We start from the raw sequence: 14,452 nt of genomic DNA on the forward strand, positions 1-14,452 counted from the left end.
GTAGTCAGGAACGGGGACAAACAGAAGAGGTTAAGTTGCCGTGAACAAGACAAAAAAACGCCCGCAAGGTCAGAAACCTCGCAGGCGCTTTTGCTTGCTCGCCGTGGATCAGGACGACATCAGCTCGGCCTTGACCAGTTTCGCCTGTTCGTCGGCGTGGTACGAAGAACGTACCAGCGGACCGGAAGCGACGTTCTTGAAGCCCATCTTGTAACCTTCCTCGGCGAACCAGGCGAAGGTATCCGGGTGCACGAAACGCTGAACCGGCAAGTGGCTGCGGGACGGTTGCAGGTATTGGCCCAGGGTCAGCATGTCGATGTCGTGCTCGCGCATGCGCTTCATGACTTCGATGACTTCTTCGTCGGTTTCGCCCAGGCCCAGCATCAGGCCGGATTTGGTCGGAATGTGCGGCATCATCTGCTTGAAGCGTTGCAGCAGGGTCAGTGACCACTGGTAGTCCGAACCCGGACGCGCGGCCTTGTACAGGCGCGGCACGGTTTCCAGGTTGTGGTTGAACACATCCGGCGGCTCGGCAGCGGTGATTTCCAGCGCGACGTCCATACGGCCACGGTAGTCCGGGACCAGGGTTTCGAGCTGCACATTCGGCGACAGCTTGCGGATCTCGCGGATGCAGTCGGCAAAGTGCTGGGCACCGCCGTCGCGCAGGTCGTCGCGGTCAACCGAGGTAATCACCACGTACTTGAGCTTGAGGTCGGCGATGGCGATGGCCAGGCTTTCGGGCTCGTTGACGTCCAGTGGCTTCGGACGACCGTGGCCAACGTCGCAGAACGGGCAGCGGCGGGTGCAGATATCGCCCATGATCATGAAGGTCGCGGTGCCACCGGAGAAGCACTCACCCAGGTTCGGGCAGGACGCCTCTTCGCACACACTGTGCAGCTTGTGTTTGCGCAGCAGCGCCTTGATGCGATCGACCTCCGGGGAAATCGGGATGCGCACGCGAATCCAGTCGGGTTTCTTCGGCAGTTCGGTGGTCGGAATGATCTTCACCGGGATACGTGCAACCTTCTCGGCGCCGCGCAGCTTGACGCCGGCTTCAACCTTGGCACGCGGGGCCGGACGCTCGGTGACATCAAGCGTCGGGATCATGGTTTGCACTGCATCAGTAGTCATATCAGTCGATTCCGCCCGTTAGGGTCGTCTGCTCAGCATAGTCGAGGTGTTTGACGAGCTGCGCGCGCAGCCGGGCACTTACCTCGGCAAATTCAATCGATCCTGCGTGATCGCTTAGCTGGGTCATTGCCAGCCCGGCGTAACCGCAGGGATTAATCCGTCGAAACGGTTCCAGGTCCATATCCACGTTCAGGGCCAGGCCATGAAAAGAACAACCGTGGCGGATCCGCAGGCCCAGGGAGGCAATTTTCGCCCCCTCGACGTAGACACCTGGCGCGTCTGGCTTGGCGTTGGCGGCAACGCCATAGCTGGCCAGCAACTCGATCAGGCAGTGTTCCATGCGCGTGACCAGGTCACGCACGCCGAAACCCAGCTTGCGAACGTCGAGCAACAGGTAGGCCACCAATTGGCCGGGACCGTGATAAGTCACCTGACCACCGCGATCGACCTGCACCACCGGGATATCCCCTGGCAGCAACAAGTGCTCGGCCTTGCCGGCCTGGCCCTGGGTGAACACCGGAGGGTGTTCAACCAGCCAGATCTCGTCCGCGGCATTGCTGCCGCGTTCGTTGGTGAAGCGCTGCATGGCATGCCAGACCGGCTCGTAAGCCATCTGACCCAGCTCGCGAAAGCCCAGCGTGCCGGGCATCACAACACCATGTGCACGAAGCCGGTAGCCCGCAGTTCGCTGTTGATGTTGTACAGCTGGTCCTGATCGGTGGCGACGATGTGCAACTGAATCGTGGTGTACTTGCCGTTGGTGCTTTGACGCTCATCAACGCGCTCATCGTTGACCGTCGCGTGTTTCTTGACGATCTCGATGATCCTGTCTTTGTTGCCTACACCCGTATCGCTGATCACCTTAACCGGGTAATCAACATTGGGGAATTCGATCTTAGGCGCCTTTACTTCGGTATCGGTCATGGCGTAACGGCCTCGTAAGCGTAAGCCGTGGCGACGGGCAAAGCCCCTGGCCGGATCGGCGAGGGGCTTTGCAGGTGCACACTATCAGTTGAACAAGCCGTAGAAGAATAGACGGATGCTATCCCACATGCGGCGGAAGATACCACCCTCCTCGACAGCGTCCAGGGCGATCAGGTCAGCGCTGTGCACCACCTTGTCGTCCAGTTTCACTTCGACTTTACCGATCACGTCGCCCTTGGCGATTGGCGCAACCAGTTGCGGGTTCATGGTCATGCTGGCGGCGAGCTTTTTCAGCTGGCCTTTTGGCAGGGTCATGGTCAGGTCTTCAGCCAGGCCGGCCTTGACTTGATTGGTGCTGCCCTTCCAGACAGGTGCCTGAGCCAGCTCGGCGCCTTTCTGATAGAAGGTCTGGGTTTCGAAGAAACGGAAACCGTAGGTCAGCAACTTCTGGGTCTCGGAGGCGCGAGCCACTTCGCTGTTGGTGCCGAACACCACGGCGATCAGGCGCATGCCGTCACGTACAGCCGAAGACACCATGCAATAGCCCGCTTCGTCGGTGTGACCGGTCTTCAGACCATCGACAGTCTTGTCGCGCCACAGCAGCAGGTTGCGGTTAGGTTGCTTGATGCCGTTCCAGAAGAACTCTTTCTGCGAGTAGATCGCATAGTGAGCCGGGTCTTCGTGGATGATCGCGCGAGCCAGCACAGCCATGTCGTGAGCCGACGAGTAGTGCTCAGGGTTCGGCAGACCGGTCGGGTTCATGAAGTGGGTGTTGGTCATGCCCAGGTCGGCGACGGTTTTGTTCATCAGGTCGGCGAACGCATCTTCGCTGCCGGCGATGTGCTCGGAGAGCGCAACGCTGGCGTCGTTACCCGACTGAATGATGATGCCGTGCAGCAGGTCGCTGACAGTGACCTGCGAGCCGACCTTGATGAACATCCGCGAACCGCCGGTACGCCAGGCGTTTTCGCTGACAGTCACCGGATCGTTTTCGCCGATCTGGCCACGACGGATTTCCAGCGTCGCGATGTACGCGGTCATCAGCTTGGTCAGGCTGGCCGGAGGCAGACGCTGATCACCATTGTTCTCGACCAGCACGTTGCCGCTGCTGGCATCCATGAGCACATAGGCTTTAGCGGCCAATTGTGGTGGCGATGGCATCATCTCGACCGCGAAAGCCGCGGGCGAGAGGAGTAGCGGGACTAGCAGGAACAGGCGTTTGGCAAAGGTGGTGATGTTCATCCGTCTCTCGAAATCGCTAATGGAAACTGCCCAAGGGCAAAACTAATCAGATGACCTTCTAACGGGCCATCGCGTGTTCAGTTGCTCAACTCAGTAACCCTTGCCGGGCTTTTGTTCTTCAACGAGCCAACAACCCGGTTCGCCCCCCAAACCGCAAGCGAACCATCAATCAAGTACTACGTCTTACTCGGCGGTGACCAGGCTCGGCGAACCGAGATTGGCCAGACGCACGCTGTTCTGCACCTGCTGGATTTCACCCGGCGAACCGATCGGCCCCAGACGCACCCGATGCAGCGTCTGTTGATTGCGCACGATCGAACTGATGAACACCGGAGCGCTCACCATCCCGCTGAGCTTCGATCTCAGGAGTTCTGCAGCGTCCGGGTTGGCGAACGCGCCCACCTGCAGATACTGGCCAGAGGCTGGTACAGAAGCGTTTTTTTTTGCATCAAGCTGAACGGGCACAACGGCCGCAGCGTGTTGCTGCGGCGGTGGCGTCCATTGCTCGACGGTGCCGGCCGATGCGGTAATCGTCGGCGCGGCATTTTGCGCTACTTGCGGCTCGTTGAGCATCAAAGGCGCCGGACGGCCTTTCTGTGCCCACCACTGTTGTGGATCGATGCCTTCAACCTTGACCCGCGCCGTACCGATTTCGGCATAACCAAGCTTCTTGGCGGCAGCGTAGGACAAGTCGATGATCCGGTCCGAGTAGAACGGCCCACGGTCATTGACCCGCAGGATCACGCTCTTGTTGTTGTCCAGGTTGGTCACCCGGACGTAACTCGGCAGTGGCAAAGTCTTGTGCGCGGCGCTCATGCCGTACAGGTCATACACTTCGCCATTGGCGGTGTTCTGGCCGTGAAACTTGGTGCCGTACCACGACGCCGTGCCCGAGGCGACATAGGTCTTGGAGTCTTGCAGCGGGAAGTAGGTCTTGCCCAGTACCGTATACGGGTTGGCCTTGTAAGGGCCGGAGTGCAGGGTCGGTGTGGCGTCCGGGATGCGCGACACGTCGACGTCCCACCACGGCGCGCCGTCCTTGTGAGCCCGGTTGATATCCAGGCCTGGCATGGCACGGACGGCGGTCGAAGACTTTTGCGTCGGCGCGCGACTGGTCGAACAACTGGCGAGCAGCACCGCCAATGCGGCGAACGCCATCAGCTTCAGGGGTTTATTCATAGGCAATGCCCGCATTACTTGACGCCCCGTGCTTGGACAAGCTGTTCAGACAGTTGATGTACAGCCATGGCGTACATCACGCTGCGGTTATAACGCGTGATTGCGTAAAAATTCTTCAGGCCCATCCAGTATTCGGAGCCATTATCGCCTTCCAGGCGGAAAGCCGTAACCGGCATATCATCGCGCAGCGCATCATGACTCGACCAGCCCAAGGCTCGCAACTCCCCGACCGTTTTAGTCGGCTCGATGCCCGTCGTCAAACCTTCGTCGACCTGCTCGCCACGAACATCGGCGCGACTGACCACCGGTTCGCCGGCGACCCAGCCATGAAGCTTGAAGTAACTGGCGACGCTGCCGATGGCATCGTCCGGATTGGTCCAGATATTAATGTGCCCATCACCGTCGAAGTCCACTGCATAAGCGCGGAAGCTGCTCGGCATGAACTGCGGCAAGCCCATTGCCCCGGCGTAGGAGCCTTTGAGTGTCAACGGATCGACCTGTTCTTCCCGCGCCAGCAACAGGAACTCACGCAATTCCTTGCGGAAGAATTCGGCACGAGGAGGATAGTCGAAACCCAGGGTCGACAAGGCGTCGATCACCCGGAAATTTCCGGTATTGCGACCGAAAAAGGTCTCAACGCCGATAATCGAGACGATGACCTGAGCCGGCACACCGTATTCTTTCTCGGCACGCGCCAGCACGGCCTCGTGTTGACGCCAGAAGTCCACGCCACGGGCGATGCGCGCATCGGTGATGAACATCGGGCGGTATTCGTTCCACTGCTTGACGCGTTCGGCGGGTTTCGAGATCGCGTCAAGAATCGACTGCTTGCGCTCGGCTTCGCGGAACACCCCCATCAGCTGTTCACCGGCAAAACCGTAGTCGCGGGTCATTTCACCGACGAATTCGGCCACCTGGGGTGAGCCTTCGTAATCGCCGGCCAGCGCGTCCTGCGCTGTGCCAAGGATGCTTACCAGGCCGACCCACGGCGCGTATCGAGTCGCCCAGCCATGCACTACTTGCATTGAAAATTTCACCTTATTCAAACCTGTGCGATCCACTTACGATGGGTATGGATCGACATCAAAACCCCAAACGCTGACAGTAGCGTCACCAACGAAGTTCCTCCGTAGCTAATGAACGGCAACGGAACCCCCACAACCGGCAACAGGCCACTGACCATACCGATGTTGACGAAAACGTAAACAAAAAACGTCATGGTCAGGCTGCCCGCGAGCAATTTGCCGAACAATGTCTGGGCCTGGGCGGTAATGACCAGCCCGCGACCGATCAACAACAGATAAATCAGCAACAGTGCGCAAATGCCCACCAGGCCGAACTCTTCGCCCAACACCGCAATAATGAAGTCGGTGTGGCTTTCAGGCAGGAAGTCCAGGTGCGACTGGGTGCCGAGCAGCCAGCCCTTGCCGAACACACCGCCGGAACCGATGGCAGCCTTGGACTGAATGATGTTCCAGCCAGTGCCCAACGGATCACTTTCCGGGTCGAGGAACGTCAGGATTCGCTGCTTCTGGTAGTCGTGCATGATGAAGAACCACATCGCCACGGCCACCGGCACCGCAGCGGCAATCACGCTGAGGATCCAGCGCCAGCGCAGGCCACCCATGAACAATACGAAAGCGCCGCCGGCCAGGATCAGCAGCGAGGTGCCGAGGTCGGGCTGACGCACGATGAGAATAAAAGGCAGGCCAATCAGAAACAGGCTGACGGCGACATGCTTGAGCTGCGGCGGCAGCGTGCGCTTGGACAGATACCAGGCAATGGTCGCCGGCATCAGGATCTTCATGAATTCCGAAGGCTGAAAGCGGATCACCCCGGGGATGTTGATCCAGCGCGTGGCCCCCATGGCGTTGTGGCCCATGACATCCACCACCACCAGCAACAGCACGCCGAGTACATAGCCGATCGGCACCCAGCGAGCCATGAAGCGCGGTTCGAACTGGGCGATGACGATCATCGACACCAGCCCGATGCCGAACGAGGTGGCTTGCTTGGCCAGCAAATCCCAGCTCTTGCCGCTGGCCGAATACAGCACGAACAGGCTGCCGGCCGCGAGGGTCAGCAGCAGAATCAACAACGGGCCATCGATGTGCAGACGCTGCAACAGCGTGGCACGACGACGCATCACATCCTCACTGGAGAGCATGCGATCAAAATTATTCATCACTGGCTGTAGCCTCCGCACTGGTAGGGCTGGCGTATTCGGCTTTCAGTCGGCCGTCCTGGTCCAGGAGCCAGGCGTCCATGACTTGACGCACCACAGGCGCCGCGACGCCAGAACCGGACTCGCCGTTCTCGACCATCACTGACACCACGATTTGCGGGTTATCGGCCGGTGCGAATCCGACGAACAAGGCGTGGTCGCGGTGGCGCTCCTGAACCTTGGAACGGTCGTACTTCTCGCCCTGCTTGATCGCGACCACCTGGGCCGTACCACTTTTACCGGCGATGCGGTATTGCGCGCCGATCGATGCCTTGCGCGCGGTCCCCCGGGCGCCATGCATCACTTGCTGCATGCCGTGGTTGACCTTGGTCCAGTCGGACGGGTCACGCAAAATGATGTCCGGCATCGGATTTTCATCCTTGGGCTTCACGCCTTCGACAGTCTTGGCCAGGTGCGGACGGTTCCAGACACCTTTGTTGGCGACCAACGCCGTCGCCTGGGCCAGTTGTAGCGGCGTCGACTGCATGTAGCCCTGACCAATCCCCAGAATCAGCGTTTCACCCGGGAACCAGGCTTGACGGCGGGTCGCGCGTTTCCACTCGCGAGACGGCATCAACCCCGGCGATTCTTCGAACATGTCCAAAGACACCTTCTGGCCGATACCGAATTTACCCAGGTACGACGACAAGCGATCGATCCCCAGTTTGTGGGCCAGGTCATAGAAGTAGGTGTCATTGGAACGCATGATTGCCGTGTCCAGGTCGACGTAGCCGTCGCCGGTACGGTTCCAGTTGCGGTACTTGTGATCGTAGTTGGGCAGCATGTAGTAACCGGGGTCGAACACCCGGGTCGATGCCGTCACCACACCCGAATCCAGACCGGCGATGGCCACCGCTGGCTTGATGGTCGAACCCGGCGGGTACAGACCACGCAATACGCGGTTGAACAGCGGGCGGTCGATGGAATCGCGCAGCTCGGAATAGGCTTTGAAGCTGATGCCGGTAACAAACAGGTTCGGATCGAAGCTTGGCTGGCTGACCATCGCCAACACTTCGCCGGTTTTCGGGTCCAGCGCGACGACAGCGCCTCGACGCCCGCCGAGCGCGGCTTCGGCAGCCTCCTGCAATTTGATGTCCAGGCTCAGGACAATGTCCTTGCCGGAAATCGGCTCGGTGCGCTTGAGCACCCGCAGCACACGGCCACGGGCGTTGGTCTCGACTTCTTCGTAACCGACCTGACCGTGCAGCTCGGGCTCGTAGAAACGCTCGATGCCGGTTTTACCAATTTGATGGGTGCCGCTGTAACTTACCGGATCGAGCGACTTCAGCTCTTTCTCGTTGATCCGGCCCATGTACCCAACCGAGTGCGCAAAGTGCGCGCCCTGCGGATAGTGCCGAACCAGCTGTGCAACCACTTCCACGCCAGGCAGACGGAACTGATTGACCGCAATCCGGGCAATCTGCTCTTCGGTCAGCTCGAACAGGATCGGCACCGGCTCGAACGGCCGACGCCCCTGACGCATGCGTTTCTCGAAGATAACCCGGTCCTCGGGCGTCAGTTCCAGCACTTCGACAATTACATCGAGCACTTGCTGCCAGTCGCCGGAACGCTCGCGGGTCATGCTCAGGCTGAAGCTGGGCCGGTTGTCGGCAACCACCACGCCATTGCGGTCGTAAATCAGCCCCCGCGTCGGCGGAATTGGCTGCACATGGACACGGTTGTTTTCCGACAGAGTCGAGTGGTACTCGTACTGAATCACCTGGAGGAAATACAGCCGCGCGATCAGCACACAGATCAGCGTTACCACCGCAATTGCCCCGAACACGACGCGACCACGCACCAGACGGGCGTCTTTTTCGTGGTCCTTGATGCGGATCGGCTGGGACATGAGGGCAGAACTACTTGTGGTAAGGGTGGCCGGACAGCACTGTCCAGGCACGATACAGCTGTTCGCCGATCAGAATCCGCACCAGCGGGTGCGGCAACGTCAACGGCGATAACGACCAGCGCTGATCAGCCCGCGCACAGACTTCCGGCGCCAGCCCTTCGGGGCCGCCGACCATGAAGTTGACCGTGCGCGAGTCCAGCCGCCAGCGATCGAGCTCGACCGCCAGTTGCTCGGTGCTCCAGGGCTTGCCGTGGACTTCGAGGGTCACAACGCGCTCGTTCGGCCCGACCTTTGCCAGCATGGCTTCGCCTTCCTGACGGATAAAGCGCGCCACGTCGGCGTTCTTGCCACGGGTATTGAGCGGTATTTCCACCAGTTCCAGCGCCAGCTCGGACGGAAGGCGCTTGGCATACTCATGCCAGCCTTCTTCCACCCATTTGGGCATGCGGGAACCGACGGCGATCAGTCGCAGTCGCACAGCGGTCCCTTATTGCTGGTCTTTGTTGAGCTTGATGAAGTGCTCATGGGTGTTTTCCGGGCTGTGGTGAGCAGCGTTCAGAGCACGGCTCTGCTCAGCACCGGACCACAGGCGCTCCAGGTCGTAAAACTGACGGGCCGAAGCGGTCATCATGTGCACGATGACATCGTCCATATCCAGCAGGACCCAGTCACTGTCGCCCTTGCCTTCTTCACCCAGCGGCTTGACGCCTTGGGCTTTGACGGCTTCGCGAACCTTGTCCAGCATCGCGCCGATCTGGCGGTTGGAGGTACCGGTAGCGATGATCATGAAGTCAGTGATGCTCTGCTTTTCACGAACGTCGATGACCTGGATGTCCTGGGCCTTGACGTCTTCCAGGGCCGCCACGGCAACCTTGACCAGTTCTTCACCGCGCAGCTCCGGCCCGGTTGGAGCCTCTACTGGCAGCGGAGCGCTCTTGAATGTGCCTTTGCGCTTTACTTTAGTTACGTCTTTGTCAGTCATATAAAACTCGTTTTGCTCGTATGTTCGGGCGCTTCACTGCACGTCATTGCGTGCCTGGAAGCATGCCTCTTTTCAGTTCGACGCACGGTAGAGACCGTGCGCATCGATGTAGGCCAGGACCGCGTCGGGCACCAGGAAACGTACCGACTTACCGCTGGCCAGCAGTTGACGGATCTGGGTGGCGGATACCGCGAGCGGTGTCTGCCAGACGAATGCAATCTGTCCGCTCGGCCCTTTGAGGGCCAGCGGGTCGCTCACCGAGCGTGCCGCCAACAGATTGCGCAAGGCATCCGGCGGTTCGCTGTCGGCATCCGGGCGTTGCAGCACCAGGATGTGGCAATGCTGGAGCAACTCTTCCCAGCGATGCCAAGTGGGCAGGCCGCAAAATGCGTCCCAGCCCAAAAGTAGAAAAACCTGGTCAGAGACGGCCAGTTCGGCACGCATCAGTTCCAGGGTATCGATAGTGTAGGACGGTTTGTCGCGCTGTAACTCCCGCGCGTCCACCACCAACGGCGCCACACCGGCCACCGCGCACTCGACCATTGCCAGCCGGTCCTGCGCCGACACCTGCGGCGTGCCGCGATGAGGCGGCCTGGCACTTGGCGTCAGGCGCAATTCATCCAGCGCCAGCGACTCGGCGACTTCCAGCGCACCGCGCAAATGGCCGATGTGCACCGGGTCGAAAGTCCCGCCCAGTACGCCAATGCGACGAGGTTGTGGCTCGCTGGCGGTCACTTGGGCTGTCGGGTCAAGGTCGCCCAACTCAGACCGACGCCTGACCGCGTAACTGACCATCACCGACCACGATGTACTTCTGGCAGGTCAGCCCTTCGAGGCCCACCGGGCCGCGGGCGTGCAGCTTATCAGTAGAAATGCCAATCTCGGCACCCAATCCGTATTCAAAGCCATCGGCAAAACAGGTCGGCGTATTGATCATCACCGACGAAGAATCGACTTGCGCCACAAAACGCCGGGTGTCTGCGAGGTTTTCGCTGACAATCGAGTCGGTGTGATGGGAGCCGTACTTGTTAATGTGCTCGATGGCCTGGTCCAGTCCGTCGACCACGCGGATCGACAGGATCGGCGCCAGGTATTCGGTGGTCCAGTCTTCTTCACTGGCCAGCGCTGCGTCGATGATCGCTCGCGTACGTTCGCAACCGCGCAGCTCGACGCCTTTTTCGCGGAACTGTGCAGCCATCGACGGCAGGAAATCCTTGGCAACGGCCTGATCCACCAGCAGCGTTTCCATCGCGCCGCAGATGCCATAACGGTAAGTCTTGGCGTTGAAGGCGATGCGCTGGGCTTTGGGCAGATCGGCGTGGGCACTGACATACACGTGGCAAATGCCGTCCAGGTGTTTGATCACTGGCACACGGGCATCGCGACTGACCCGCTCGATCAGGCCTCGGCCGCCACGGGGCACGATGACGTCGACGTATTCGGGCATGGTGATCAGCGCGCCGACGGCGGCGCGATCGGTGGTTTCGACCACTTGCACCACGGCGGCCGGCAGCTCGGCCTCGGCCAGGCCACGCTGGATGCAGGCGGCGATGGCACGGTTGGAATGAATCGCCTCGGAGCCGCCACGCAGAATGGTTGCGTTACCGGACTTCAGGCACAGGCTGGCAGCGTCAATCGTCACATTCGGCCGGGATTCGTAGATGATCCCGATCACGCCCAACGGTACGCGCATCTTGCCGACCTGAATGCCCGACGGACGGAAGCTCATGTCGCGGATCGCACCAACCGGGTCAGGCAATGCCGCCACCTGACGCAAGCCGACGATCATGCCGTCGATGCGCTCCGGGGTCAGCGCCAGACGCTCAAGCAATGCCGGCTCAAGACCATTGGCACGACCAGCGGCCAAATCCAGTTCATTGGCAGCCGTCAGCTCGGCGCGTGCAGCATCCAGCGCATTGGCAGCCGCCTGCAGCGCGCGGTTCTTCTGCGCAGTGCTGGCACAGCCAATCACGCGAGAAGCCTCGCGGGCAGCGCGACCCAGGCGGGTCATGTAGTCAAGAACGGACTCAGTCATGGTCTGGAGTGGTCTTTGCTAAGGTCTTGGTAAAGTAAAGCGGCAGATTATAGCTGTCGCGCCCCCCGACTAACAGCAGTGACGGGCGGATGGTCGAAATGGAGGGCGATTTGCCGACGTTCAGCCGTGATTAAGCTGCAAATTGTTATCATCGCCGCTCAATCAGCCCTGAATAATGCCGTTCATTATGTCAAACCTGACTGTTAACACGTCCGCCGCGCCCCCTCCCACAGGGCTCCCGGACGCCTTTTTCGACAGAGACGCCCAAACGCTGGCCCGGGATTTACTGGGCAAAATCATCCGCCACCGGGTCGGCGACCTGTGGCTCAGTGCTCGCATCATCGAGACCGAAGCCTATTACTGCGAAGAAAAAGGCAGCCACGCGTCCCTTGGCTACACAGAAAAGCGTAAGGCTTTGTTTCTGGATGGCGGCCACATCTATATGTATTACGCCCGTGGTGGCGACTCCCTGAACTTCAGCGCCAAAGGTCCCGGCAACGCGGTATTGATCAAATCCGCCTATCCATGGGTCGACGAATTGAGCGGGCCGGCGAGTCTGGCGCAGATGCTGGTGAACAATCCTGATGCTCAAGGACGGCCTCGTCCCTCGCAAAAGCTGTGCGCTGGACAGACATTGCTTTGCAAGTCGCTGGGCCTGAAGGTGCCGGTCTGGGACGCCAAACGCTTCGATCATGAAGTGCTGCTGGTGGAAAATGTCGGCCCGGCACCGGTTCACATCATCCAGACCACGCGCCTGGGCATCCCCCAGGGACGCGATGAGCATTTGATGTACCGCTTCGTCGATGCGGCTTACGCGCCGTATTGCACGCGCAACCCGTTGCGACGGGGGCAGGTTGAAGGTCGCGATTATTTTTTACTGACTTGATGCTGGAAACGATCCCACAGGGTTTTGCAGTATTTGGAAGCTACGTTTGCCCTTTTGCGGCCAACTGAACATTCGATGGAGTTGTTTTTATGGGCCCATGGCTCGATAGCGTGACCGGTTGGTTGGCGGCTAACCCGCAATGGCTGGCAGCGGCGATATTCATAGTGGCCTTTGTGGAGTGCCTGGCGATTGCCGGGCTGATCGTGCCCGGCACGGTTTTGCTGTTTGCCGTAGCGGTACTGGCTGGTAGTGGTGCGCTGTCATTGAGCGAAACGCTATTGCTGGGGTTCGTCGCCGGGGTGCTGGGCGATGTCGTCTCCTATTTCATCGGTCGACATTTCCACCAGAACATCCGGCGCCTGCCAGGGTTGCGTCATCACCCGGAATGGATCGCCGGCGCCGAATCGTATTTCCAGCGCTACGGCATTGCCAGTCTGCTGGTCGGGCGCTTTATCGGCCCGCTACGGCCAATGCTGCCGATGGTCGCCGGGATGTTCGACATGCCCTTCCCACGCTTCGCCGCTGTCAGTCTGCTGGCAGCCGCAGGCTGGAGCGTTGCCTACCTGCTGCCCGGTTGGGCCACGGGCGCGGCCATCCGCCTGCCATTGCCTGACGGGTTCTGGCCCGAGGCGGGTATCGTCGCAGGCAGCATCGCCGTCATGGTGGGCTTGAGCATTACCAGCAGCATGCGTCGCCATCGCAAGGCAACGGTGCTGATTAGCGGCATGAGCTTTCTGATTCTGCTGGGACTGTTCATCGGCTACCCACACCTGACCGCCCTCGATCAAGGCGTGATGACCCTGGTGCAGGAACACCGCAGCCCGATGCTCGATGAAGTCGCCGTCACCTTCACGCTGATCGGCGAGTTCCGCAACATGCTGGTGTTTAGCGCCCTGCTGACCGGTTTGCTGCTGCTCACCCGGCAATGGCGCCAGGCTATCTTCGCTGGCGGCACCCTGCTCTTCACCGCCCTGGGCAACACATTCACCAAGCAGTTTTTCGCCCGCATCCGCCCGGAAGTGCTGAGCGATCCGTTCACCAGCTACAGCATGCCCAGCGGTCACGCCTCGGGGTCATTCGCCTTGTTCCTGACCCTGGCCGTGCTGGCCGGTCGCGGCCAACCGCCGCGCATGCGCCTGACGTGGTTGCTGCTCGCTTGCTTGCCGGCGCTGGCGATTTCCCTGTCCCGGGTGTATCTGGGCGCGCATTGGCCAACGGATGTGCTGGCCGGCGCAATGCTGGCGGCGTGCGTGTGCGCGGCGAGCCTGTGGCTGAGCCAACGCCAGACGCCGCTCAACCCGATGCCACGCAAGGTCTGGTGGCTGGTATTGCCTCCAATGGTGGCACTGTTCGGGTTCTTCGCACTGCGGTATTTGCCGTCTGCGATGTTGCGGTATGCCTATTGATCAGGCAAACAACTCACCCTGCAACTCATCGAGCAGCGCCTGGATCGCATCCAGTCGCTGCTGCGGGTCATCGAGTTGCAGCAGATCGATCTTGTCCACTTCGGCAAACGGCAGCAGATACGCCAGTTGATTGGCCAGCGACTGTTGTCCGGTCGCTTCAGTGCCCATGTTCAGCGCCTCGACCATCGGGTGTTCGGCCAGAGCCTTGAGCAACGCCACCAGGTCGGCGTCTTCGTCCTGCAATGGTTGCTCAGGCTCATCTTCCAGCCACTCGACGTCAGCGATGGTCAAATGATCGCGCTGCACCTCGGAGCGCAACACGTGAAAACGCCGTCCGCCCTGCACCCGGATACCCAGCAGGCCATTGTCCTGTTGCTTGAAATCGGTGATCAGCGCTTCACACCCCACCAACGCGTAACCCGCCGGCGCAATGCCGACCTCTTCGCCGTCGAGGATGCACACCACACCGAAGCCACTGCCCTGTTTCATGCAGCGACTGATCATGTCCAGGTAGCGCGCCTCGAAGATCTGCAAGTCGAGGATGCAACCAGGAAACAACACCGTGTTCAGCGGAAAAAGCGGCAAGCTCATAGA

General features: G+C 60.3%; 15 protein-coding genes. 2 read left to right on the top strand and 13 right to left on the bottom strand.

The genetic code is table 11. The features are described 5' to 3' along the window. Positions 1–108: 108 nt before the first annotated feature. The 12 genes from lipA to K5K95_RS05040 form a co-directional block, all read right to left on the bottom strand. Positions 109–1,131 (bottom strand): lipoyl synthase, encoded by a 1,023-nt coding sequence (lipA, locus tag K5K95_RS04985; RefSeq protein WP_090179476.1) that lies wholly within the window; start codon positions 1,129–1,131, stop codon positions 109–111. Between the two features lies 1 nt (position 1,132). Continuing rightward, on the bottom strand, positions 1,133–1,780 hold the full coding sequence (lipB, locus tag K5K95_RS04990; protein WP_222588603.1) for a lipoyl(octanoyl) transferase LipB: 648 nt from the start codon (positions 1,778–1,780) through the stop codon (positions 1,133–1,135). Next, positions 1,780–2,055 (bottom strand): DUF493 domain-containing protein, encoded by a 276-nt coding sequence (locus K5K95_RS04995; RefSeq protein WP_222588604.1) that lies wholly within the window; start codon positions 2,053–2,055, stop codon positions 1,780–1,782. The genes lipB and K5K95_RS04995 overlap by 1 nt, the downstream gene beginning before the upstream one ends. Positions 2,056–2,139: 84 nt before the next feature. After that, on the bottom strand, positions 2,140–3,297 hold the full coding sequence (locus K5K95_RS05000) for a D-alanyl-D-alanine carboxypeptidase family protein (RefSeq protein WP_090179469.1): 1,158 nt from the start codon (positions 3,295–3,297) through the stop codon (positions 2,140–2,142). Between the two features lie 183 nt (positions 3,298–3,480). Beyond that, positions 3,481–4,491 carry a septal ring lytic transglycosylase RlpA family protein gene (locus tag K5K95_RS05005; protein WP_222588605.1) on the bottom strand — a complete coding sequence of 337 codons (1,011 nt, stop codon included), beginning with the start codon at positions 4,489–4,491 and terminating at the stop codon, positions 3,481–3,483. Further along, entirely contained in the window at positions 4,491–5,501 is a 1,011-nt protein-coding gene (mltB, locus tag K5K95_RS05010) for a lytic murein transglycosylase B (RefSeq protein ID WP_090179465.1), read from the bottom strand. Before mltB ends, K5K95_RS05005 begins: the two co-directional genes overlap by 1 nt. A gap of 17 nt (positions 5,502–5,518) precedes the next feature. After that, positions 5,519–6,622 carry a rod shape-determining protein RodA gene (gene rodA / locus K5K95_RS05015; protein WP_222590297.1) on the bottom strand — a complete coding sequence of 368 codons (1,104 nt, stop codon included), beginning with the start codon at positions 6,620–6,622 and terminating at the stop codon, positions 5,519–5,521. A gap of 31 nt (positions 6,623–6,653) precedes the next feature. Next, positions 6,654–8,549, bottom strand: coding sequence for a penicillin-binding protein 2 (mrdA, locus tag K5K95_RS05020; RefSeq protein WP_222588606.1), 1,896 nt, complete (start codon positions 8,547–8,549; stop codon positions 6,654–6,656). Between the two features lie 10 nt (positions 8,550–8,559). Beyond that, entirely contained in the window at positions 8,560–9,027 is a 468-nt protein-coding gene (gene rlmH, locus K5K95_RS05025; protein ID WP_007937439.1) for a 23S rRNA (pseudouridine(1915)-N(3))-methyltransferase RlmH, read from the bottom strand. 9 nt (positions 9,028–9,036) lie between these two features. Next, the gene (gene rsfS / locus K5K95_RS05030) at positions 9,037–9,531 is read right to left on the bottom strand and encodes a ribosome silencing factor (RefSeq protein ID WP_090179458.1); all 495 of its coding nucleotides are present in this window, start codon (positions 9,529–9,531) and stop codon (positions 9,037–9,039) included. A 72-nt stretch (positions 9,532–9,603) separates the two neighbouring features. Next, positions 9,604–10,293: a nicotinate-nucleotide adenylyltransferase gene (nadD, locus tag K5K95_RS05035; protein WP_222588607.1), complete on the bottom strand. Its 690-nt coding sequence runs from the start codon at positions 10,291–10,293 to the stop codon at positions 9,604–9,606. 1 nt (position 10,294) lies between these two features. Beyond that, a complete protein-coding gene (locus K5K95_RS05040; RefSeq protein WP_222588608.1) occupies positions 10,295–11,566 on the bottom strand; it encodes a glutamate-5-semialdehyde dehydrogenase in 1,272 nt (423 codons plus the stop codon). 187 nt (positions 11,567–11,753) lie between these two features. Between K5K95_RS05040 and K5K95_RS05045 the strand changes: the two genes are divergently transcribed. Together K5K95_RS05045 and K5K95_RS05050 are read left to right on the top strand one after the other, a co-directional pair. After that, positions 11,754–12,452 carry a DNA-3-methyladenine glycosylase gene (locus K5K95_RS05045; RefSeq protein WP_222588609.1) on the top strand — a complete coding sequence of 233 codons (699 nt, stop codon included), beginning with the start codon at positions 11,754–11,756 and terminating at the stop codon, positions 12,450–12,452. An 89-nt stretch (positions 12,453–12,541) separates the two neighbouring features. Beyond that, on the top strand, positions 12,542–13,858 hold the full coding sequence (locus K5K95_RS05050; RefSeq protein ID WP_222588610.1) for a bifunctional DedA family/phosphatase PAP2 family protein: 1,317 nt from the start codon (positions 12,542–12,544) through the stop codon (positions 13,856–13,858). On the opposite strand, the gene K5K95_RS05055 is transcribed toward K5K95_RS05050, so the two are convergent. After that, positions 13,859–14,449 carry an LON peptidase substrate-binding domain-containing protein gene (locus K5K95_RS05055; protein WP_054616727.1) on the bottom strand — a complete coding sequence of 197 codons (591 nt, stop codon included), beginning with the start codon at positions 14,447–14,449 and terminating at the stop codon, positions 13,859–13,861. Between the last annotated feature and the right edge of the window lie 3 nt (positions 14,450–14,452).

Origin of the sequence: Pseudomonas sp. DR48 (assembly GCF_019823085.1) — a bacterium.
GTDB lineage: Bacteria > Pseudomonadota > Gammaproteobacteria > Pseudomonadales > Pseudomonadaceae > Aquipseudomonas.